We start from the raw sequence: 22,430 nt of genomic DNA on the forward strand, positions 1-22,430 counted from the left end.
TTTCCTCCGGGCGCTTCCCTTCGGTCTTGCGTTTCCGACTCTATCAGACTCTTTCGCGTCCGATTTCCCCGTCGGAGGGGGTTTGCTTTCCGGCCTTTCGGCCTTCCGGCGATGTTGACTGTATCAGATCCTTTCGGGCCTGACTCCCAGTCAACTGGCTTTGTCATCACGGCTGTTGGGCCGTTCCGACGTTCCAAACTTTAGCGGATGCTCTCGGCAGTTCCTAATCGGGCTGCCGAGTCCCAGAGGAATTGAATTCGGGCATGCCGAAATTGGTCCCATTGGGAGGTCGCGCTGATGGTTTGGTGTGCCGCTTCTGCGGCGGAGGTGTTGTCGCAGAACCGTTACGGCCCCGTGGCAACTCGAAGAACCTTACGGATCAACGGGGGGACTGTCAAGTGTCCCCCGCGCGAGGCTGCGTCAAACCATCGGAGGCGCCGTCAGTCCAGGTCGCTGAGGCGACCGTTGGCGTCCGGCTGGGCATCCTCCACGCGGCGCAGCAGCCGGGTGAGGACGTCGCCGAGGACGCCGCGTTCCTCCGGGGACAGGTCCTGGAGGAGGTCCTCCTCGAAGACGGAGGCGAGACGCATGGCCGACAGCCATTTCTCGCGCCCCTCGGAGGTGAGCTCGACGATGACGCGTACGCGGTTGGACTCGTCGCGCTCTCGAGTGACCAGACCTTCCGCCACCATGCGGTCGATGCGATGCGTCATCGCGGCCGGCGTGAGGCCGAGACGCTTGGCGAGGTCGCTCGGGCCCATGCGGTAGGGGGCGCCGGAGAGGACGAGGGCCTTGAGGACCTCCCACTCGGCGTTGCTGATGCCGAGGGTGGCCGTCTGGCGGCCATAGGCGACGTTCATACGGCGGTTGAGGCGGCCGAGGGCCGAGACGATCTTCTCGACCTGGGGGTCGAGGTCCTGGAACTCGCGCTGGTACGCGGCGATCTGCTCTTCGAGTGTCGGTTCGCCGACGCCGGGGGTGTCGCCCATGGGCGCAGTATGGCACGCCTCGCTTGGCGTCGAAGTCCTTAGCTGTGTACTCTTCAATGTCTAAGTTTTAGCTTTGAAGTCTTCACATCTAACGCCTGAGAGGGGCGTACGGGCGTGCCAGGGCTTCTCCGTCAAGGCAGGTGAAAGTGACCAGGGCGATGGGCGCAGCGATGCGCCGGATCCATGTGGGCAACGCGCTCAGCGCGTTCGGGCTCGGCTTCACGGTCCCGTATCTGTACGTCTATGTGGCGCAGGTGCGGGATCTCGGTGCGGTGACGGCGGGGCTCGTACTCGCCGTCTTCGCTGTGGCCGCGCTCGTCGTGCTGCCGTTCGCCGGACGGGCCATCGTCCGGCGGGGCCCGCTGCCGGTGCTGCTCGCCGCCTTGGTCACCGCTGCCCTCGGTGCGCTGAGCCTCGGGCTCGCGGGCCATGCGACGACGGTGCTCTTGTCCGCGGCCGGGCTCGGGGCCGGGCAGGCGGTGATGCAGCCGGCGCTGGCGACGATGATCGTCGACTGCTCGACGGCCGAGACTCGGTCGCGCGCGTTCGCTCTGCAGTTCTTCCTGCAGAACCTCGGGCTCGGGGTCGGCGGGCTCGTCGGCGGCCATCTCGTCGATGCCTCGCGCGCGAGTTCCTTCACGTTGCTGTTCGCGATCGAGGCGGCGGTGTTCCTGCTGCTGGTCGTGGTGATGTCGACCGTGCGGGTGCCGCACGCGCCCGGGTTCGAGGCCGATGCTTCGCAGGGCGGGAGGGCGAGTTGGCGGCGGCTGCTCGGCAACCGGGCCATGGTGCGGCTGTGTGTGCTCGGGTTTGTGCTGTTCTTCGCCTGCTATGGGCAGTTCGAGTCGGGGCTGAGTGCGTACGGCGTCGAGGCGGCGGGGATTTCGACCTCCGCGCTCGGTACGGCGCTGGCCGCCAACACGGCGGTGATCGTGGTCGCGCAGTTCGCGGTGCTGAGGTTCGTCGAGCGGCGCAGGCGGTCCCGGGTGATCGGCGCCGTCGGGTTGATCTGGGCGGTCGCGTGGGGCGTGGCCGGGTACGCGGGGCTCGGGCACGGGAGCCAGGCCATGGCCTCCGCCGCGTTCATCTCCACGTACGCGCTGTTCGGGCTCGGTGAGGCGATGCTGTCGCCGACCGTGGCGCCGCTCGTCGCCGATCTGGCGCCGAGTGGCATGGCGGGGCAGTACAACTCGGCGTTCGCGCTGGTGAAGCAGCTTGCGTTGGCGGTGGGGCCGGCGGTGGGCGGGCCGATGGGGGCGTCGCTGCACGGGCCGTACATCGTGACGTTCCTGCTGTGTTCGTTGGGCATCACGTATCTGGCGGTGCGGCTTGGGCGGGAGCTCAGCCCGGTGCTGGATCAGCCGACGTTGGCGAGGAGCCGGGTGGTCGCGCGGGGTGGCGGGGCGGCGGCGGAACCGCACCGCGCTGATGCCTGACGGGTTTCCTCGCCCCCGCCGCCCCTACCCGTCCCATCCTCATCCTGGGGGCTGCGCCCCCAGACCCCCGTATCGGCCTGAACGGCCTCGTCCTCAAACGCAGGACGGGCTGAAAACCAGCCCCTCCGGCGTTTGAGGAGCGGGGTCTGGGGCGGAACCCTCTTTCAGGTCACCCCGCCCCGCAGCGCGAACTCGCACCACACCGCCTTTCCCCCACCCGGCGTACGCCGCGAGCCCCAGTTCGAGGCGATCGTGGCGACGATCGCGATGCCCCGGCCGGCCTCGTCGGCCGGTTCGGCGCGGCGGCGGCGTGGAAGGTGGTCGTCGCCGTCCGTCACCTCGACGATCAGACGGCGGTCGGTGCGGCGCAGGCGCAGGCGCATGGGCGGGGTGCCGTGCTGAAGGGAGTTGGCGACCAGCTCGCTGGCGGCCAGGACACCCAGATCGTGCAGATCCGTGGGGAACCGCCAGCTCGTCAGCACGCCGGAGGCGAACGCACGCGCGCGTGGCGCCGCCTCCACGCCGCCCAGTAGTTCCAGGGCGGCGTTCCGGAAGAGCTCGCTGTCGGGGCCCGTACGGGCCGGGTGCTGGAGGACGAGGACGGCCACGTCGTCGTCGTGGTCGGCCGCCACGCCCGCCGAGCGCACCAGGCGGTCGCAGACCACTTGGGGTGTGCCTCTGGCGCCCGCGAGGGCGTGTTCCAGGGCCGTGATGCCCTCGTCGAGGTCCTCGTCGCGGCGCTCGACCAGGCCGTCCGTGTAGAGCACGGCCGTGGAGCCGGGGCCGAGCGGGACCGTCCCCGAGGCGTGCATCCAGCCGCCCGTGCCGAGCGGGGGTCCGGTGGGCTCGTCGGCGCGCAGGACGGTGCCGTTCTCGTCGCGTACGAGGATCGGGAGGTGGCCGGCGGAGGCGTACACGAGGCGGCCCTCGTTGGGGTCGTGGACCGCGTACACGCAGGTGGCGATCTGGTTGGCGTCGATCTCCGTGGCGAGGCCGTCGAGGAGTTGGAGGACCTCGTGCGGGGGGAGGTCGAGGCGGGCGTACGCGCGGACGGCCGTGCGGAGCTGGCCCATGACCGCCGCGGCGCGCACTCCGCGGCCCATGACGTCGCCGATGACGAGGGCGGTGCGGCCGCCGCCGAGGGTGATGACGTCGTACCAGTCGCCGCCGACCGCGGCTTCCGTGCCGCCGGGGTGATAGACGGCGGCGATGCGCAGGTCGTCTGGTTCCTCCAGCTCCTGCGGCAGCAGGGAGCGCTGGAGGGTGACCGCGGTCTCGCGCTGGCGGCGTTCGCTTGCGCGCAGGCGGTCGGCGGCTTCGGCGTGGTCGGTGACGTCGGCGGCGAAGATCATTACGCCACCGCCTTCGGGGGTGGCCTCGACGTCGACGGGGGTGCAGGTGAACGTGTACGAGCGGCCGCCGGGGGCCTTGCGGGACTTGACGGTACGCGGCTTGGAGCTGCGCAGGACCTGGTCGAGGAGGGGCAGCAGGCCCACCTCGTCCAGTTCGGGCAGCGCCTCGCTCGCGGGCTCGCCGACCGGGCGTACGCCGAAGGCCGCGACGTACGCGTCGTTGACGTACGCGAGGCGGTGTTCAGGGCCGTGCACCAGTGCGACGAGGGCGGGGATGCGGTCGAGGACCTCGCGGACCGGCAGGTCGTCGACGGCGGGGACCCGCGGGGCCGCCTCGTCGTCGGTCAGCCGCTCGGCGCGGGCCGCGGGCACGGAGCTCTCCGGGGGGAGCGCATTCGACGAGTTGCCGGTCCGCGCTGCGGCGCGGCGCTGCGTTCCGGGGAGCCGGGCGCTCCAGCGCGTGAAGTTCACTGTGGGACAGGCCTCGTGGTTTTGAAGGGCGAGCGGTCGGCCCGCCCATGGTCGTGGACCAGTGTGTCCGACCGGACCGACATCCGTCAGACGCCGGCCCTGCCGAGGGAGTTCCCAAGTCGGGTCAGGACGACCCCTTCGGGTCCTGTGGAGGCTTTCCACCGGCCGCCAGTTCGAACTCCGCACGAGGATGTTCGAGCGAACCGAGGGAGACGATCTCCCTCTTGAAGAGACCCGCGAGTGTCCACTCGGCCATCACACGGGCCTTGCGGTTGAAGGTCGGCACCCTGCTCAGGTGATAGGTGCGGTGCATGAACCAGGCAGAGTAGCCCTTCAACTTGCGCCCGTAGACGTGTGCGACGCCCTTGTGCAGTCCCAGGGAGGCGACGGACCCGGCGTACTTGTGGCCGTACTCCTCTAGGGGCTGTCCCTTCAGGGAGGCGGCGATGTTGTCGCCGAGGGTCCTGGCCTGGCGCACCGCGTGCTGGGCGTTGGGCGCGCACTCCTTGCCGGGCTCGTCGGCCGTGATGTCGGGAACGGCGGCGGCGTCTCCCGCGGCCCACGCGTGCGCGACGCCGTCGATGGCCAGGTGGGCGTTGCACTTGAGACGGCCGCGCCCGTTCAGCGGCAGGTCGGTGGCGGCCAGGACGGGGTGCGGTTTCACGCCGGCGGTCCAGACGACCGTACGGGTCGGGAAGCGTGAGCCGTCGCTCAGTACGGCGACCCGGTCGGCGCAGGAGTCGAGGCGGGTCTCCAGGCGTACGTCGATGTTGCGGCGCCGCAGCTCGGTGATGGTGTACTTGCCCATCTCCTCGCCGACCTCGGGCAGGATGCGGTCCGAGGCCTCGACGAGGATCCACTTCATGTCCTCGGGCTTGACGTTGTGGTAGTACCGCGCGGTGTAGCGGGCCATGTCCTCGAGTTCGCCGAGCGCCTCCACACCGGCGTAACCGCCCCCTACGAAGACGAAGGTCAGGGCGGCGTCGCGGATCGCGGGGTCGCGGGTGGACGACGCGATGTCCATCTGCTCGATGACGTGGTTGCGCAGGCCGATGGCTTCCTCGACGGTCTTGAAGCCGATGCCGTGGTCGGCGAGGCCCGGAATCGGCAGGACGCGCGAGACGGAGCCGGGCGCGAGGACGAGTTCGTCGTAGGAGATCTGTTCCGCGGCCGCGCCCTCTTCCTGGGTCGCGAGCGTGGTGAGGGTCGCGACGCGCTTGGCGTGGTCGATCGACTGGGCCTCGCCGATGACGATCTTGCACTGGTCGAGCACACGCCGCAGCGGCACGACGACGTGGCGTGGCGAGATGTTTCCGGCCGCCGCCTCAGGAAGGAACGGTTGATAGGTCATATAGGGATCAGGCGTGACCACGACGATTTCCACGTCGCCCCGCTTGAGCTCCTGCTTCAGCTTCCGCTGGAGCCGCAGGGCGGTGTACATCCCGACGTAGCCGCCGCCGACGATGAGAATGCGCGCTGGTTCCTTCACCCACCCATGACGCAACGAGCTCAGGAGTTTGTCCACAGCCCCGACAATTTGTGTGACCGACTGCCGGAGACGCGCAGGGTTGGCCGATTTGCCAGGCTCAGCAGAGTATGCCCAGGTCAGCGGGGGCGCGCAGGGTGGCGTTAGGGGGCGGAATCGGGACGTAAGCCGTCCGTACTCCGATCGGGGGGCGCTCCGTGCGGAACCTGCCCCTTCTGAATTGACTCCCACTCAACTATGTTCGTGTGTCATCGGGGTGCAGGGGGAAACGCTCGGGGGGTCCGCACGACAGGTCGTGGGCCCGGCCGTTCCGCTCACTCCGGCTTGTCAATGGCGGGGAGAGTCTCCGGGGGGAGACGTCATTACCGGGGGAACACTTATGCATGTTCAGGACACTCATTGGTCTACCGCGTCTGCCATCACAACGGGTGGCGCGGTCGGCGCGGCGGTGGGGAACGGACGCGGCGCGGGGGACGCGGCGCGCACGACACCGCTGCGCGTGGACGCACAGCGCAATCTGGAGCACGTACTGCGCGCGGCACGCGAGGTCTTCGGCGAGCTGGGGTACGGCGCGCCGATGGAGGACGTGGCGCGGCGCGCGCGGGTCGGCGTCGGCACGGTGTACCGGCGCTTCCCGAGCAAGGACGTCCTGGTCCGGCGGATAGCCGAGGAGGAGACCTCCCGGCTGACCGACCAGGCGCGGGCGGCACTCGGGCAGGAGGACGAGCCGTGGTCGGCGCTCTCGCGCTTCCTGCGGACGTCCGTGGCCTCGGGCGCGGGGCGGCTGCTGCCGCCGCAGGTGCTACGGGTGGGTGTCGCGGACGACGGCCTGCCCCTCGACGGGGCGCGGGTGCCGCAGCAGCGGTCCCAGCCGGTCAACGGCGAGCTGCGACTCGTGGAGCAGCGGCCCGCGTCCGCCGAGCCGGTCGTGGCGGCCGAGGACGACGCCGGGGCGGCGCAGCTGCTCGAGGTCGTGGGCCGGCTCGTGGATCGGGCGCGTGCGTCGGGTGAGCTGCGCACGGACGTGACCGTGTCGGACGTCCTGCTGGTCATCGCCACGGCGGCGCCCTCGCTGCCGGACGCGGCCCAGCAGGCGGCGGCCTCGGCGCGGTTGCTGGACATCCTGCTGGAGGGGCTGCGGTCCCGTCCCGTGTGAGTCGGGTCGGCGGCGAGCTGCCCGAGACACCTTCCGTCCGGGGAGGACCGGCTGGGTCTTCCCCGGACGAGTGAACGCTGACGCTGCTGTGTGGCAAGTCCCCACGGACGAGTGGTTGGTCCGTTGTTCCTGGTCACGGCGCCGAGACCGTGTGGCACTCTTCCCGGTGTTCGGGTCCGAGTGAGCAGGCGGGGGCTTTCCGCGATGAGCGGTGACGGGTGGGACGGGTCGCTTTGCGACGGTGGTTCGGTGTTCGGCGGGCTGCCCTCGCGGCAGGTACCGAGTCAGGGCGGTCCGTCGAGGGGCGGTCCGTCGAAGAGTGCTTCTTCGGCGGGTGCTTCCTCGGCGGGCGCGTCTGAGTTGTCGCCGTCGCCGGGGCAGCCGCCGTCCGACGCCGAGCTGATCGCGCGGATGCGTTCGGGCGACGACACGGCGTACGAGGAGCTGTACCGGCGCCACGCCGAGTCCGTGCGCCGGTACGCGCGCACGTGCTGCCGGGACGCGCACACCGCCGACGACCTCACCGCCGAGGTCTTCGCCCGCATGCTCCAGGCCGTACGCGGCGGCTCGGGTCCCGAGCACGCCGTACGCGCGTATCTGCTGACGACCGTACGCCGCGTCGCCGCGACCTGGATGAAGTCGGCGAAGCGCGAGCAACTGGTCGACGACTTCGCCGTGTTCGTGGCGCAGGCCGCGCGCGTCGCCGAGACGGCTCACGACACGGCCGCCCTGGGCTCCTTCGGAACGGGCCTCGACCTGGGCGCGGATGTGCGGGCGATGCACGAGGCCGAGCAGTCGATGGCCGTGCGGGCCTTCCGGTCGCTGCCCGAGCGGTGGCAGGCCGTGCTGTGGCACACCGAGGTCGAGGACGAGTCGCCGAGTGAGGTGGCCACGCTCTTCGGGCTGGACGCCAACGGCACGCGTGTCCTGGCCAGCCGGGCTCGCGAGGGCCTCAAGCAGGCCTATCTGCAGGCGCATGTGAGCGCGGCGCTGAGCGAGAGCGAGGAGTGCGCGCGCCACGCCGACCGGCTCGGCGCGTACGCCCGCGGCGGGCTGCGCACGCGGGCCGAGCGGGGGCTGCGCAAGCACCTGGAGCAGTGCGCGAGGTGCCGGCTCGCCGCCGGTCAGATCGAGGAAGTCGCCGGCGGTATCCCCGCGCTCGTGCCGGTCGCGGTCATCGGTTGGTTCGGCGCCGCCGGGTACGCGAAGGTGGCCACGCTCATCGCCGGAGGCGGTGCGGGTGCGGGTGCGGCCGGAGCCGCGACCGGAACCGTGGGCGGCGCCGGAGCCGGGGCGGCCGCCGAGGGGCTCGGGGCGCCCGCGAAGACCGGTATCGCGGCGAGTGTCATCGCGGTGGCCGCCGCGGCGGTGGCGTACGCGATGGCGGGCCACGGCGACCCGCTCGAGAAGCCCGACGCCCGGACGCCCGTGTCGGCGCCCGTCGTCGAACCGGACATCGAACCGGACATCGACCAGGACATCGGACCGGACCTGGAGCCGGACAACGGGCCGGGCGCGCCGTCGCCGTCCCCGAAATCGAAGAACTCGCCGAAGCAGGCGTCGGAACCGAAGCACAAGTCGCAACAACCGAAGCAGGCCTCGGAGCCGAAGCCGCCGGTTCCGGCGGCCGCCCTTTCACCGACGCAGAGGCAGAAGCCGACGCCGACACCGATGCGGACACCGACACCGGAGCCGAATCCGACGCCGAGCCCCATCAGCCCCACCACCCCCGCCCCGAAAACCACCCCCGCATCGGCCCCGACAGCGACACCGGCTCCCACGCCGGAGCCCGCACGCGCACCAGCCCCGACAGCGGCGACTCCCACGCCGCCCCCGGCCCCGGCGGACCAGCAGTCGAGCGCGTGGGAGTGCGGCGTCACCGTGTACGGCGAGGCCTCGCTCACCGTCGATCTCCGCCGCGCGTGCGCCGCGTACGAGGGGCTGGTCGGGGCCCGGAGGGGCGAGTCGGCGATTCCCCCGCACCTGACCCTGCCCCTGACCGGGAAGGAGACGCTCGGCCTGGTCGTCGAGGCGCGCTGAGGTCTGAGGTCTGGGGTCCTGGCCCTCTACCCCTGCCGAGCCGCCCCGGCCCCCAAGGCGCCCTGCTGCGGCACGATCCCACCGGGTACCGCCCGCTGCCGCGCGGGCGTGCCCGTCCAGCACGTTCCCCGGCGGTCCAGCAAGCGGCCGAGCCACAGTTCGAGGGAGACAAGGTCGGCGAGGCCCTCCAGGGGGAGGGGTTCGCCGTCGGCCGCCGACCGGAGGGCCTTGCGGACGACGCGGGCCTCGACCAGGCCCGCCTGGGCGAGGAGCGGCGTGTCGAAGAGGTCGACCAGGTCGTCGACGGCGGCGCGCAGGCCCATGCGGGCGGCGGCCGCGGAGGAGGCGTGGGAGGGCGCGCCCCAGCCGGGCGGGAGGTCGGCGACGCCGGCGCCCTCCAGGACGGTACGGAGGATCGCGGCCCGCGCGCCCGGCTTGACGCGCAGTGCCTCGGGCAGGGCGCGGCAGGCGCGGACGACCTGGTTGTCGAGGAACGGTGCGTGCAGGCGCTGGGAGCGGACCTCGGCGGCCTGCTCCAGGATGCGCAGGTCGGCGGCGTGCCGGGCGAGCGCGGCACGCGCGCGGTAGTCGCCGGGCCGCTGTCCGGGGCCGATACCGGCGCGGCTCGTCGCACCCGCCAGGCGAACCGATACTTCAGCGAGTGCCTCACCCGTCAGCCAGCGCGCCGCGGGCCCGGGTCTGGCCCATGTGAGCGCGGCCAGCGACGCCCCCACAGCACCTCCCGGCTCCTCGAACTGCTTGTGCAGCAGCCGGTCGGCGAGGCCCTGGACGCCGACAAGGTAGGGCGTTCGGGCGAGCTTGCGCGCCGCGCTGTACACACGCGCGGGGACCATGACGGAGCCGTCGGCCCTGGCCAACGCCGCCACGGGGCGCACCAGGTGACGTCGTTTGCGGTCCATCAGCAGGTCGGCGAGGCGCGCCGGGTGTGCGTCCAGGACCTGCCGGGCGCCGTATCCGGTGAAGTGGTCGGCGCTGCCCGAGGCGAGCCTCGCGCGGTGGCGGGCCGCCGTGACGAGCGAAGGGCTCGGTTCGTCGGTCAGCGGGCCGTCCAACTCGGCGTACGGAAGGACCTCTTCGCCGCCGGCGACCACCACGTGGTGCAGCCGGGGGTTGGCGGCCAGCGTCCCGGCGCGCTCCAGTTCGGCCTCGCGGCCCCGCACGGCCAGGTCGTTGAACGTGACCGCGAGGAGACGCTCACCGGCGCCGGTGCCGTGCCCCAGGACGGTGCCCGGCATGCCGGGGAGGCCGGCGGCCAGGAGGGCCAGCGTTCCCGAGGCGGGTCCTCCGGAGAGGTCGGCTCCGATGCCGGGCACGGGCGTGCCGCGCGCCGCGCGCCGCTCGGCGGGCCCCATTCCGGGGACGGGGCCGGGGTCCACATCGGCGCCGGGGACGTGCCGGGGGGCCGCCAGACGTGCGCGTACGGCCTCCACCAGGGCGTCGCGTACGGCGTCCACCGCGCTGTCCGGGTCGGCGGAGGGTGCCGCGACGGCGAGGGAGGCCACCGGTTCGTAACCGGCGATCTCGCGTGCGCCCGCACGCAGGATCAGTGCGTGCCCCGGCGGAATGCGCTGCACGCCGAGGTAGGGCGTGGAGTCGTGCAGGGCCGCGGGGACGTCGGGCGCGGCGAGCAGCGCCGCGAGGTGCCCGAAGTCGAGGTTGGCCTCGATGAGGTCGGCCAGGGGCAGTGCGGCCGTGGCGTATGCCGTGCCGCCCGCCCAGGGGGTGTAGAACACCGGCCGTGCGCCTGCCAGATCGCCGCTCACGGTCACCCGGCGCCCGACCTGGACGATGGCCGTGTAGCTGCCGGACCAGGCCGTCAGATGGCGAAGTGCCCCGCCGCGCGCGGCGAACAGGCCGACGCGCAGCTCTTCGTCGGAGGCGCCGCAGGTGCCGAGCACCGCGATCCGGGTCTGTGCGTCGGCCTTCACGACGCGCACCTCGTCGGGGCGCCAGTCGCCGACGGCCCAGAGCGGATCGGGGTCACCCCACAGGAGTTGGGACCCCACGGGGTGCACCGTCTCGCCGTTGTTGCCGGTCGCGCCCGCGGAGCCGATCTCGGAGAAACCCGCGGTGGTACTGCTCCACCCCACCAACCACCGCATCGCCGCCTCCACAGGCTGTGGACAACCAGTGCACCGCACGAACTGGGCACCATGCTGCCACGAAGAAAGCGCGACGGAGGCTCCCCGCCCCCGCTTGCACTCCCCGGAGTGCGCCCCTGAGGAGATGCCCGCAATGAGACGAACGCACGCACGGGACAAGGAGGTGACGACGTGAATGCGCCCCCGGCGCGCTCCCTAAAAACGCCTAACGCGCCCTCAAGTCCCATGGTGGGAAGGGGTATTCCGCACCCGCAAGCGTGGTCGATTTTCAGCCAAATCGGCGATGGACAGCCAGGCTCGCACACGCTCCGTACATGCTCTGCGCAACGCACAGTCCGGGAGGCGGGGTTCGCCTCCCGGACCGGTCCGCCGCCCGCGGGGATGAAGGCGGCGGTGTCCCCCAGCCCACTGGATCCAGTACAGCGGGCCGACCCACGCAGGTTCCATGGAAACGCTTCCGCGATGGCCGGAGAAGAGCGCACGGCCGGGCGCACAGCCACACACCGGGAGCACACCGCGACGCTGCGTACTTGCGTACGGGCCACAATCTCGCCATCCGGAATTATGCCCCTTAACGCTTGGGATGCGGCGAACTACGCTGTGTTTACGAATGCCGCGTGGTTATGCCAGCGCGGCAGCCGTCTGTGTCGAGGGGTGGCGCATGTCCAGGGAGCAACGCGGGCCGAACGAAAAACTCGGCACCGTTCTCGCCCTCGCGGGAATCAGCAACGCAGGACTCGCACGACGCGTCAACGACCTTGGCGCCCAACGCGGGTTGACTCTTCGCTACGACAAGACGTCGGTGGCGCGCTGGGTGTCGAAGGGGATGGTGCCGCAGGGTGCGGCGCCGCACCTCATCGCCGCGGCCATCGGCCAGAAGCTCGGCCGCCCCGTCCCCCTCCACGAGATCGGTCTGGCGGACGCGGATCCCGCACCGGAGGTGGGCCTCGCCTTCCCCCGTGACGTAGGACAAGCGGTGAAGTCGGCGACCGAGCTGTACCGGCTCGACCTCGCCGGACGCCGCGCCGGCTCCGGCGGCATCTGGCAGTCGCTCGCCGGATCGTTCGCGGTGAGCGCGTACGCGACTCCCGCGTCGCGGTGGCTGATAACCCCGGCCGACAGCTCGGTGGCGCGCGACGCGAGCCCGGTAGAAGGCTCCGGGGCACCGATGAAAGTCGGCCACAGCGACGTACTGAAGCTGCGGGAGGCCGCCGAGGACGCCAGGCGCTGGGACTCCAAGTACGGAGGCGGCGACTGGCGTTCGTCGATGGTGCCGGAGTGCCTGAGGGTGGAGGCGGCGCCGCTGCTGCTCGGCGCGTACTCGGACGAGGTGGGCCGCTCCCTGTTCGGAGCCAGCGCCGAACTCACCCGCCTCGCCGGCTGGATGGCCTTCGACACCGGCCAGCAGGAGGCCGCCCAGCGCTACTACATCCAGGCGCTGCGCCTCGCGCGCGCGGCCGCGGACGTTCCGCTCGGCGGCTATGTCCTGGCATCGATGTCGCTGCAGGCCACCTACCGTGGCTTCGGCGACGAGGGCGTCGATCTCGCGCAGGCGGCGCTGGAGCGGAACCGGGGCCTGGCCACGGCCCGCACGATGAGCTTCTTCCGCCTGGTCGAGGCACGTGCGCACGCGCGCGCCGGTGACGCCCAGGCGGCCGGCGGGGCCCTGCGGGCCGCCGAGGGCTGGCTGGAGCGGGCCCGCGACGGCGACCAGGACCCGTCCTGGCTGGGCTTCTACTCCTACGACCGTTTCGCCGCCGACGCCGCCGAGTGCTACCGCGACCTCAAGGCACCCCGCCAGGTCCGCCGCTTCACGGAGCAGGCGCTGTCGAAACCGACGGAGGAGTTCGTACGCTCCCACGGCCTGCGTCTCGTGGTGTCCGCGGTCGCCGAGCTGGAGTCGGGCAACCTGGACGCGGCATGCGAGCAGGGCGTACGAGCGGTGGAGGTCGCGGGGCGCATCTCCTCGGCCCGTACCACCGAGTATGTGAAGGACCTGCTCCACCGGCTGGAGCCGTACGGCGACGAACCGCGCGTGGTGGAGCTGCGGGAGCGGGCGCGGCCGCTGTTGGTCGCACCGGCCTGACCGGGTTCCTGAGCGTCCGCCTGGTAGGTGTGGTCTTGGGACTGCGGGTTTGAGCGTGGCTGGTCGCGCGGTTCCCCGCGCCCCTTCGGGGCCTGCGGTCCCTCAAGAGGGCCGCAGGCCCCCTTGGTCGTTCTCTTGGGTTTGAGGGTGTTGTCAGTGGCGCAGGGCACTATCTAGGTGGGAGGTGGGAAGGGTGCGGCGGGACATCCCCTACGACTGTGACGTGCTCGTGATCGGCGGCGGGATCGTCGGGCTGTCGACGGCGTACGCGATCACGCGTGCCGCGCCGGGCACGCGGGTGATCGTGCTGGAGAAGGAGCTCGGCCCGGCCCGCCACCAGACGGGGCGCAACAGCGGTGTCATCCACAGCGGCATCTACTACCGCCCCGGCTCCCTCAAGGCGCGGTACGCGGTGCGGGGCGCCGCCGAGATGGTCAAGTTCTGCGCCGAGTACGGCATCGCGCACGCCGTGACCGGCAAGCTGATCGTCGCCACGGACCGCGACGAGCTGCCCCGGCTGCACGCACTGGTACAGCGCGGCAGGGAGAACGGCATTCCGGTCCGCGAGCTCGGCCCGACCCAGATCGCCGAGTACGAACCGGAGGTCCGGGGCCTCGCCGCGATCCACGTCGCCACGACGGGCGTGTGCGACTTCGTGGGTGTCGCACGGCAGCTCGCGGAGGCCTCCGGGGCGGAGATCCGGTACGGGACGAAGGTCACGTACATCGACCGCCGGCCCGACCTCGGGGTCGCGGTCCGTACGGGAGACGGCACGGTCGTACGCGCGCGCGTGATGGTCAACTGCGCGGGTCTCCACTGCGACGAGATCGCCCGCCTCGCCGGCGACGAGCCCGGGATGCGGATCGTGCCCTTCCGGGGCGAGTACTACTCACTGGTGCGGCCCTCGCTGGTCAACGGCCTCGTGTATCCGGTCCCGGACCCCGCGTTCCCCTTCCTCGGAGTGCACCTCACCCGGGGCATCGACGGAGGCGTCCACATCGGCCCGAACGCCGTGCCGGCCCTGGCCCGCGAGGGCTACAACTGGACGACGGTCCGGATGCGTGAGCTGGGCGCCACGCTCGCCTGGCCCGGCTCCTGGCGGATAGCGCGGCGGCACTGGCGGTACGGCGGCGGTGAGCTGCGGCGCTCGGCGTCCAAGGCGGCGTTCACGGAGGCGGTGCGGCGCCTGCTGCCCGCGGTGACTCCGGACGACCTGGTCCCTTCGGCCGCGGGCGTCCGCGCCCAGGCCGTACTGCGCGACGGCACCCTGGTGGACGACTTCCTGATCCGCGAGGGGGCCCGCACGGTGCATGTGCTCAACGCCCCCTCCCCCGCGGCCACGGCTTCGCTGCCGATCGGGCGCGAGGTGGGCCGACGGGTCCTGGGGGCCCTGGGCCGGGCGTGAGCGGGTGCGAGGGCCTCGGGGCGGGGCCCTGGGTGCATGGGCGCGGGTGCGTGGGTGGGAGGCTTGGAGAGGGCAGCTGTGCCCGCCTCCCGCCTTCGTAGAATCAAAGCACTGTGTCTGAGTCCCGAAACACTTCCCAAGAGCCCCGCCGCCGCGTCAAGGGCGAACCCCGCTTTCCCGACGGGCCCCGGGCCGACCCTGCCGGGTCCCACTTCGAGCGGCGGATCCGTAGCTTCCAACCGCGCCGGAGCCGGGTCACGCACGGGCAGGCGGACGCGTTGCAGCGGTTGTGGCCCAAGTGGGGGCTGGACATCAACGGCCGGCGGAAGCTCGACCTTTCGGAGCTGTTCGGGAACGACCGGCCCGTCGTGCTGGAGATCGGGTTCGGTATGGGCGAGGCCACCGCACAGATGGCCGCCGCCGACCCCGACACCAACGTCCTCGCCGTCGACGTGCACACCCCCGGCCAGGGCAATCTCCTCAATCTCGCGGACCGAAGCGGCCTGTCCAACATCCGGGTCGGCAACGGCGACGCGATCATCCTGCTCCGCGAGATGCTGCCCCCGGACTCGCTGGACGGCCTGCGGGTCTACTTCCCCGACCCCTGGCCGAAGAAGCGCCACCACAAACGCCGCCTGATCCAGCCGGAGTTCCTCACCCTCGCCGCATCCCGCCTCAAGCCGGGCGGGCTGGTGCACTGCGCGACGGACTGGGAGCCGTACGCCGAGGTGATGCTCGAAGTGCTCACCGCGCACCCGGACTTCGAGAACACCCAGCCGGACGGCGGCTACGCGCCCCGTCCGGACTTCCGGCCACTCACCCGTTTCGAGAGCCAGGGCCTGGACAAGGGACATGTGGTGCACGACCTGCTGTTCCGCCGCGTACCGCATCCATGAGTCACAGATACCGCATCCGCAGGCCACTCGTACCGCACCCGTAGACACCCGACATTCGACGCACCGTCGCGGGTGAAGCCCCTCCCTGGTTAGGGTCGATGTCGTGGCCACCTGTCCCCCGTACCCGACGTATCCGCCGCCTCCCGGTACCCCCGCCGGCGGCCCACGGAGGCATGCGCACTGGTGGCAGCGCAGGTGGGTGCGCTACGGCGCGCTGAGCACCCTGCTCGCCCTCTCCGGCCTCGTCATCCTGGCCATGGTCCGCGAACAGACCGGCACGGAGGGCTTCTTGGTGGGCCTGGGCCTGGCCGTGCTGCCCGTCCCGCTGCTCATAGCCGCCTTCCGCTGGCTGGACCGGGTCGAGCCCGGGCCCTGGCGGAACCTGACGTTCGCCTTCGCCTGGGGCGCCTGCGCGGCGGCGCTGATAGCGATCGTCGCCAACAGCTTCGCGACCCAATGGATAGCGACGGCCACCGCGGACCCGTCGAGCGCCGACACGCTCGGCGCGACGGTCATAGCGCCGATCGTCGAGGAGTCGGCGAAGGCGGCGGCGGTGTTATTGGTCTTCCTGTTCCGTAGACGGGACTTCACCGGGATCGTCGACGGCGTGGTCATAGCCGGAGTCACCGCGACCGGCTTCGCGTTCACCGAGAACATCCTCTACCTCGGCACCGCCTTCGGCACCGACCAGCTCAACGGCCACGGCGGCCTCGCCTCCGTCACCGCCGCCACCTTCTTCGTGCGCGTGATCATGTCGCCCTTCGCGCACCCCCTGTTCACCGTGCTCACCGGCATCGGCTTCGGCGTCGCCGCGCTGTCGGCGGACCGCCACCAGGTGCGACGCGTGCTGCTCCCGCTCCTCGGCCTGCTGCTCGCCATGGGCATGCACGCCGTGTGGAACGGATCGTCGACGTTCGGCGAATACGGCTTCTTCGCGGTGTACGCGGCGTTCATGGTGCCCGCGTTCGGGCTGCTCACCTGGCTGGTCATCTGGACCCGCCAGCGCGAACTCGGCACGGTGCGCACCGAACTCCCCGCGTACGCGATGGCGGGCTGGCTCACCGTGCCCGAGCCGTTCGCGCTCGGTTCCATGCGCGCGCGGCGCATGGCGCGGGAGTACGCCGCCCACCACGGCGGGCGCACGGCGGGGCGGGCCGTCGCGGAGTACGAGGCGTACGCGACGTCTCTCGCGTTCCTCCGCCACCGGGGGCGACGCGGCCGCGCGAGCGCCGACTTCGTCGTACGCGAACGGGAACTGCTGTGGGAGCTGTGGGCCCGGCGCGACGTCGCCCGGCCCGCACTGGCGTACGCGGCCAGGGCGGCGGCTCCGGCTCCTGTTCCGGTTTCCGTACCTGCTCCGGTCCCGCCACTGTGGCCCGGTCCTGGTCCTGGTCCTGGTTCGGGTCCGGGTTCGGGTCCAGGTCCGTGGTCGGGTGCCGGGCCGGGCTACGGGTACCCGCAGGGGCAGCCGGCGCCCCATACGGCGTACGGGTATCCGTACGGGCAGTCGGCGCCCTATCCGGCGTACAACCCCTATCGCACGTGAAACGCGATCAGGCCGAAGCCCGCGTCAGCCGCGCCAGTTCCTCGTCCGTCAGCTCCAGGTCCGCCACCCTCAGCAGCGCCGGAAGCTGCTCCACCGTCCGGGCCGAGGCGATCGGTGCCGCGACGGTCGGGCGGGAGGCGAGCCAGGCCAGCGCCACCGTGGCGACCTCCGCGCCCCGTGCCCGCGCGACCTCGTCCAGCGCGGCCAGCACACGAGGCCCCCGCTCCGACTCCAGATGCGCGCCGGCCGCCCCGGCCCGCGCGCTGTCGACCTCGACGCCCGGCCGGTACTTGCCGGTGAGGAAGCCGGAAGCGAGGGCCCAGTACGGCACGGCGGCCAGCCCGCTGCGGGACGCCACGTCCTGGAGCGGGCCCTCGTAGGTGTCACGGGAGACGAGGTTGTAGTGGGGCTGCAGCGCGACGTACCGCGCGAGGCCCTCGCGGTCGGAGAAGTCGAGGGACTCCTGGAGCCGCTCTGCGGAGATGTTGGACGCGGCGATCGCGCGCACCTTGCCGGACCGCACCAGTTCGTCCAGCGCCGTGATGATCTCCTCGACCGGCACCGACGGGTCGTCGCGGTGCGTGTAGTAGAGGTCGATGTGGTCGGTCCTCAGCCGCCGCAGCGAAGCCTCGGCCGCGGCCTTGATGTTGGCCGCTGACAGCCCTGGGTACTGGGGATGGGAGCCGACCTTGGTCGCGACGACGATGTCGGCACGGTTGCCGCGCGCGGCCAGCCAGTCGCCGATGACCGTCTCCGACTCACCGCCCTCGTTGCCCGGAGCCCATGACGAGTAAGTGTCGGCCGTGTCCACGAAGTTGCCGCCCGCGGCGGCGTACGCGTCGAGTACGGCGAAGGACTGTGCGCGGTCCGCGGTCCAGCCGAAGACGTTGCCACCGAGAGCGAGCGGAAAGACCTCGAAGTCGGATGAGCCCAGCGTGCGAAGAGTGAGAGAAGGCATGAGTACGTCAACGGCCGTACCGGACGACCGTATTCCATGTACGCAGCACCTACACGCCGCACGTACGCCCGCCCTTTCAGGCGTACGTGCTCAAAGCCCCCTGACCGCTCGCGGGTTGCCGCTTACGGGTCCGCTTACGGGTTGAGGCCCTTGCTCCGCAGCCACGCCATCGGGTCGATCCCTTCCCCGCCGGCCGTGTGGACCTCCAGGTGGAGGTGCGCCCCGGTGACGTTGCCGGTCGCGCCCACGCGGCCGATGACGTCGCCCGTGTTGACCTTCTGCCCGACGCTGACACTGATGGACGACTGGTGGGCGTACCAGAGCTCCGTGCCGTCGTCGAGGGTGATCACCGTGCGGTAGCCGTACGAACCGTTCCACCCGGCCTCGGTGACGGTGCCGGTGTGGATCGCCTTGAGCGGCGTACCCGTGGGAGCGGCGAAGTCCAGACCGGTGTGGTACCCGGAGGACCACAGCGAGCCGGCCTGCCCGAAGGTCGAGGAGACGGTGTACGAGGAGGTGGGCAGCGCGTAGCTCTTCGCGAGCTCCGCCAGGCGCTCCGCCTCGGCCTTGCGCTCGGCCTCCTCCTCCGCCTTCTTCTTGGCGGCGGCGGCCTTGGCCTCGGCCTCTTCCCTCTCCTTGGCGGCCGCCTCGGCGGCCTTCTTCGCGGCGGCCGCCTCGGCGGCCTCCTGGGCCTCGCGGTCCACCTGGTCCTGCTGCCGCTCGGCCTGCAGCATGATGCGGGCGCGCAGGGCCTCGCCCGCGTCCGAGTTGCCCTGTTCCGCGTCGGCGGTGGTCAGACCCACGCTGCTGAGCGACGTCGTGTCCTCGGCTTCCGCGGAGTCGTCCGCGAACATCGAGCCCACGGACGGCAGATCGGGCATCGAGATGGAGACGGGCGGCTTGCCGGTCTGCGCGCTGGCCATGCCGCCCGCGCTGACGGCCGCGATGACGCCGACGCCCAGAACCGTGGAGCTGCGGGCGAGACCTCCGCCGCGCTGCTTGCTGACGCGGTGCCGGCCCCGAACGGGTCGGAGGGAATCCTCGGTGGGGTTCCACTCCTCCCAGGTCTCCTCGTCCTTATTGATGCCGTAGCCGAAGGTGTCGGGCTTGAACTCGCTCGGCGCGGACGAGGTTTGCGGGGCAGGCCGGTTGGACGCCACGTGGGCGCACTCCTTTCCTTCCTTCTCGCCTACCGGGTTAGCTGACGGGTTCGGAGCAGGAAGGTCTCCTACGCGCGTCAATCATGGTGTCGCACACCATGAACAACGCCCGATTCACCCCAAGTTGGTGGTTCCCCGGTTCCCTTTCGAGATTCGGCGCGTGCGCACGGAGCCGCCTCTTGTGACGGCTGGGACGACCGCGCTGCGTTATCGAACGTTAATAGAGGCAGGCACTGGATTCCAAGCTGTTCTGGATGATCGTTAACGTTTTCGGCCTGGACTTACGGGTCAAGAGGGGAGTAAATCGGGCGAGTTGATTGACGCCCGACCGCGTGATCGTTGGTGACGAAGTGTCAGATGTTACGCGGAATGGGGTCGTTCGACTACCGAGGGTCACATGAGGGGCCGGGCTTCACCGATGCCACATGGGAGACGACGAAGAACTCCGCGAGGGTTTGGAGAACTCCACCAGGCACCCAAGAACTCCAAGAACGCACCGAAGAAGTCCAAAAAGCGCTGAAGGCGCCCAAAAAGCACCGGACAAGACCGAAGACGCCCGGAATCACTCAGGGCCGGAAAACACTCAGGGCCGGAATCCAATGGATTCCGGCCCTGAGTCTTCAGTAGCGGGGACAGGATTTGAACCTGCGACCTCTGGGTTATGAGCCCAGCGAGCTACCGAGCTGCTCCACCCCGCGTCGTTAAGATCAGTGTACGCCATCGGCGGGGCCCTCAGCACACGGCTTTACTCCCCCTGCTCTCCCGGCCCTCCCTGCTCGCCGGCCGCCCGGAGCAGGTGGCGGTTGGGCCCGGCGGCCCGCTCCTCGTATTCCGGGAGCACGACGACGTCGGCGCCCTCCGCGGCCAGCAGCCCGCTCCCGTCCGCGGACGCCACGAACGTGTCGGGCTCGCGCCAGGCGGTGACCACGCGGCGCACTCCCGCGTCGAGGATCAGCCGGGCACAGGGGGCGGGCCGGGAGGCGCGGCGGGCGCAGGGTTCCAGGCTGCTGTAGACGGTGGCGGTGGCGAGGCGCGGGTCGGCCGGGTCGAGTTTGGCGAGCGCGGCCTCCTCGGCGTGCGACACCGCGTCGGACTCGCGGGAGTACCCGCGGGCCAGCTCCGTGCCGTCGGCCGCGACGACGACCGCGCCGACGCTGAAGGCGGTCCGTGAGGGCGGGCACTGGGCGGCGAGGTCACACGCGGTCTCCAGCCAGTGCCGGTCGGCGGCGGAGGCGAGCTCTCCGGCGCCGGGCGCCGTGGGCACGTACCGCATGAGCACCACATCGCCCACCGGCCGCGTCTCCACCAGGCGCATCCGGTTGCGCACCCCGCCCGGGTAGCCGCCCGGCCCGAACAGCCTGGGCGCGTCCGGCTCCCCGACGACGAGCGGCGCGAGGGCGAGCTGCAACTCGTCCGCGAGCCCCTGCTGGAGCAACTGGGTGTGCACCAGCCCGCCCCCTTCGACCATGAGCTGCCGCACGCCCCGTACGTCATGAAGGTCCTCGAGTACGGCCTGCCAGTCGAGCGCCGGCCCGACGGGAACGACGTCGACGCCCAGCCCGCGCAGGGCCGCTGTGGCCTTCGCCACACCCAGGTCCGTCGTGTAGACGACCTTCTCCCCGCCCGTGGACCAGAAGTTCAGAGCCGGGTCGAGGTCCCCGCTGCCGCTGACGGTGACCTTCAGCGGATACTCCGGGCGGCCCGTGGCGGCTCTGGCCGCCCGGCGCTCGGCGGAGTTGACCAGGAGCCGGGGGTTGTCCGCGCGCAGCGTTCCCGCGCCGACCAGGATCGCGTCGGACGCCGCCCGCACCTCGTCGACCCGGTCGAAGTCGGCCGGCCCGGAGAGGACCAGCCGTTCGGGGCCGGTGTCGTCCAGGCAGCCGTCGAGGGAGACGGCGGCGGACAGCAGGACGTAGGGGCGGGGCATCGGCGCACTCCCTCTCGGAGACCTGGCACTCGTCAGGGCATCGGGGCATCAGGTTCTCGCGGGTTGATTCAACTTTTAAACAGTACCTACACTGGCGGCATGACGACCCGCTGGCTCACCCCCGAGGAGCAGCGCGCCTGGCGCGCGTACATCGCGGCCTCCCAGCTTCTGGAGGACGCGATCGACCGGCAGCTCCAGCAGGAGGCCGGCATGCCACACCTCTACTACTCCATCCTGGCCACCCTTTCCGAGGCGCCCCACCACTGTCTGCGCATGACCGACCTCGCCGAGAGGCTGAAGATCACCCGCAGCCGGCTGACCTACGCCGTGACGCGCCTGGAGAAGGACGGCACGGTACGCCGCGAAGGATGCCGCATGGACAAGCGGGGCAGCCTCGCGATCCTGACCGACGAGGGGACGGCCCTCCTGGAACGTACGGCGCCCGGCCATGTAGAGACGGTCCGCGCCTCCCTCTTCGAGCACCTCACCGAGCAGCAGGTGGGGCAGCTGGAGGAGATCTGCACGGAGGTCGCGCGGGCGCTCCAGGGAGACGGGGAGCAGTCGGCGCCCGACGACCTTCCCTGGCGGCGCCGCTCCTCCACCTCCTGCACGTGAGCTGAGCCACCACCTTCCTCCGCACCGTTGCTTAAACTTTAAAGCATGGGCTAGGGTCTCGGTCCGAGGAACTGCTTCAAATCTGAAGCAGGCCACGATTGGACCGGAGAACCCGCATGCCCGACTTCCCCGCCGCCACCCCGCGCGCACGCGTCCGGGTACCGCTGCGCTTTGACGACGGCTACAGCGTCGACGCCGAACTGGTCACGTTCCACGGCCTGACCGACGGCCAGGAACACGTGGCGATCGTCCTCGGCCCCCCTTCCGCGACCCCTCTGGTCCGCCTCCACTCCGAGTGCCTGACGGGCGACGTCTTCGGCTCGGCCCGCTGCGACTGCGGCCCTCAGCTCCGCGAGGCCGTCGAGCAGATCGCCACGCGGGGCGGCGTACTCCTCTACCTCCGCCAGGAGGGACGGGGCATCGGCCTCTACAACAAGCTCGACGCGTACGCGCTCCAGGACCAGGGCCTCGACACCTACGCGGCGAACACGGCCCTCGGCCTGCCGGAGGACGCCCGCGACTACACGGCGGCGGCGCAGATGCTGGCGGCGCTCGGCGTCACGGAACTGGATCTGCTCTCCAACAACCCCGACAAGGCGGAGCAGCTCCGCGCCCTGGACATCGACGTGCAGCGGCGCGTCCCGACGGGCGTCTTCACGACGGACCACAACGTCCGGTACCTGCGGGCGAAGGTCCTGCAGACCCAGCACACGCTGCCGCTGGCGGAGCTGACGGCGAGCTGACGCCCGGCGCCTGCCTGTGCCAGTGGCCGAACGGCGGTGGT

Annotated in this window: 16 protein-coding genes, 1 tRNA gene and 1 riboswitch; of the genes, 9 read left to right on the forward strand and 8 right to left on the reverse strand. The window is 71.3% G+C overall.

All coding sequences use genetic code 11. The features are described from left to right. Positions 1-440: 440 nt before the first annotated feature. Positions 441-989: a MarR family winged helix-turn-helix transcriptional regulator gene (locus tag FGD71_RS16610; protein WP_119101228.1), complete on the reverse strand. Its 549-nt coding sequence runs from the start codon at positions 987-989 to the stop codon at positions 441-443. A 158-nt stretch (positions 990-1,147) separates the two neighbouring features. Here FGD71_RS16610 and FGD71_RS16615 point away from each other — a divergent pair, with 158 nt between their 5' ends. Continuing rightward, positions 1,148-2,425 carry an MFS transporter gene (locus FGD71_RS16615; RefSeq protein ID WP_119101229.1) on the forward strand — a complete coding sequence of 426 codons (1,278 nt, stop codon included), beginning with the start codon at positions 1,148-1,150 and terminating at the stop codon, positions 2,423-2,425. Positions 2,426-2,589: 164 nt separating this feature from the next. Here FGD71_RS16615 and FGD71_RS16620 read toward each other — a convergent pair whose 3' ends face one another. Then, complete coding sequence (locus FGD71_RS16620) at positions 2,590-4,248, reverse strand: ATP-binding SpoIIE family protein phosphatase (RefSeq protein ID WP_119101230.1); 1,659 nt, start codon at positions 4,246-4,248, stop codon at positions 2,590-2,592. A gap of 124 nt (positions 4,249-4,372) precedes the next feature. After that, positions 4,373-5,737, reverse strand: a complete 1,365-nt coding sequence (locus tag FGD71_RS16625; RefSeq protein ID WP_119101231.1) for an NAD(P)/FAD-dependent oxidoreductase — start codon at positions 5,735-5,737, stop codon at positions 4,373-4,375. A 376-nt stretch (positions 5,738-6,113) separates the two neighbouring features. Here FGD71_RS16625 and FGD71_RS16630 point away from each other — a divergent pair, with 376 nt between their 5' ends. Together FGD71_RS16630 and FGD71_RS16635 are read left to right on the forward strand one after the other, a co-directional pair. Next, complete coding sequence (locus FGD71_RS16630; protein ID WP_119101232.1) at positions 6,114-6,890, forward strand: TetR/AcrR family transcriptional regulator; 777 nt, start codon at positions 6,114-6,116, stop codon at positions 6,888-6,890. Positions 6,891-7,094: 204 nt separating this feature from the next. Continuing rightward, on the forward strand, positions 7,095-8,930 hold the full coding sequence (locus FGD71_RS16635) for a sigma-70 family RNA polymerase sigma factor (protein WP_119101233.1): 1,836 nt from the start codon (positions 7,095-7,097) through the stop codon (positions 8,928-8,930). A 26-nt stretch (positions 8,931-8,956) separates the two neighbouring features. On the opposite strand, the gene FGD71_RS16640 is transcribed toward FGD71_RS16635, so the two are convergent. Next, positions 8,957-11,053, reverse strand: coding sequence for an asparagine synthase-related protein (locus FGD71_RS16640; protein ID WP_119101234.1), 2,097 nt, complete (start codon positions 11,051-11,053; stop codon positions 8,957-8,959). A gap of 661 nt (positions 11,054-11,714) precedes the next feature. On the opposite strand from FGD71_RS16640, the gene FGD71_RS16645 reads away from it, so the two are divergent. The 4 genes from FGD71_RS16645 (at position 11,715) to FGD71_RS16660 (ending at position 16,986) form a co-directional block, all read left to right on the forward strand. Then, positions 11,715-13,139 (forward strand): NsdA family TPR-like regulatory protein, encoded by a 1,425-nt coding sequence (locus tag FGD71_RS16645; RefSeq protein WP_119101235.1) that lies wholly within the window; start codon positions 11,715-11,717, stop codon positions 13,137-13,139. A gap of 193 nt (positions 13,140-13,332) precedes the next feature. Then, positions 13,333-14,544 (forward strand): L-2-hydroxyglutarate oxidase, encoded by a 1,212-nt coding sequence (gene lhgO / locus FGD71_RS16650; RefSeq protein ID WP_240436621.1) that lies wholly within the window; start codon positions 13,333-13,335, stop codon positions 14,542-14,544. A 113-nt stretch (positions 14,545-14,657) separates the two neighbouring features. Next, positions 14,658-15,440, forward strand: coding sequence for a tRNA (guanosine(46)-N7)-methyltransferase TrmB (gene trmB / locus FGD71_RS16655; protein WP_119101237.1), 783 nt, complete (start codon positions 14,658-14,660; stop codon positions 15,438-15,440). 103 nt (positions 15,441-15,543) lie between these two features. Further along, positions 15,544-16,986, forward strand: a complete 1,443-nt coding sequence (locus FGD71_RS16660; RefSeq protein ID WP_119101238.1) for a PrsW family intramembrane metalloprotease — start codon at positions 15,544-15,546, stop codon at positions 16,984-16,986. Between the two features lie 7 nt (positions 16,987-16,993). Here FGD71_RS16660 and FGD71_RS16665 read toward each other — a convergent pair whose 3' ends face one another. From FGD71_RS16665 to FGD71_RS16680, 4 genes are all read right to left on the reverse strand, one after another. After that, a complete protein-coding gene (locus tag FGD71_RS16665; RefSeq protein WP_119101239.1) occupies positions 16,994-17,944 on the reverse strand; it encodes an aldo/keto reductase in 951 nt (316 codons plus the stop codon). A gap of 134 nt (positions 17,945-18,078) precedes the next feature. Continuing rightward, positions 18,079-19,104, reverse strand: coding sequence for a M23 family metallopeptidase (locus tag FGD71_RS16670; RefSeq protein WP_119101240.1), 1,026 nt, complete (start codon positions 19,102-19,104; stop codon positions 18,079-18,081). A gap of 11 nt (positions 19,105-19,115) precedes the next feature. Further along, positions 19,116-19,273, reverse strand: a riboswitch (cyclic di-AMP (ydaO/yuaA leader). A 455-nt stretch (positions 19,274-19,728) separates the two neighbouring features. Continuing rightward, a tRNA-Met gene (locus FGD71_RS16675) sits at positions 19,729-19,802 on the reverse strand. 47 nt (positions 19,803-19,849) lie between these two features. Beyond that, entirely contained in the window at positions 19,850-21,031 is a 1,182-nt protein-coding gene (locus FGD71_RS16680; RefSeq protein ID WP_119101241.1) for a dihydrofolate reductase family protein, read from the reverse strand. A 99-nt stretch (positions 21,032-21,130) separates the two neighbouring features. Here FGD71_RS16680 and FGD71_RS16685 point away from each other — a divergent pair, with 99 nt between their 5' ends. Both FGD71_RS16685 and FGD71_RS16690 read left to right on the forward strand, forming a co-directional pair. Further along, positions 21,131-21,646 carry a MarR family winged helix-turn-helix transcriptional regulator gene (locus FGD71_RS16685; protein WP_119101242.1) on the forward strand — a complete coding sequence of 172 codons (516 nt, stop codon included), beginning with the start codon at positions 21,131-21,133 and terminating at the stop codon, positions 21,644-21,646. A gap of 116 nt (positions 21,647-21,762) precedes the next feature. Then, complete coding sequence (locus FGD71_RS16690) at positions 21,763-22,389, forward strand: GTP cyclohydrolase II (protein ID WP_119101243.1); 627 nt, start codon at positions 21,763-21,765, stop codon at positions 22,387-22,389. The last annotated feature ends 41 nt before the right edge of the window (positions 22,390-22,430 follow it).

This window comes from Streptomyces sporangiiformans, from assembly GCF_005768555.2.
Classification (GTDB): Bacteria; Actinomycetota; Actinomycetes; order Streptomycetales; family Streptomycetaceae; genus Streptomyces; species Streptomyces sporangiiformans.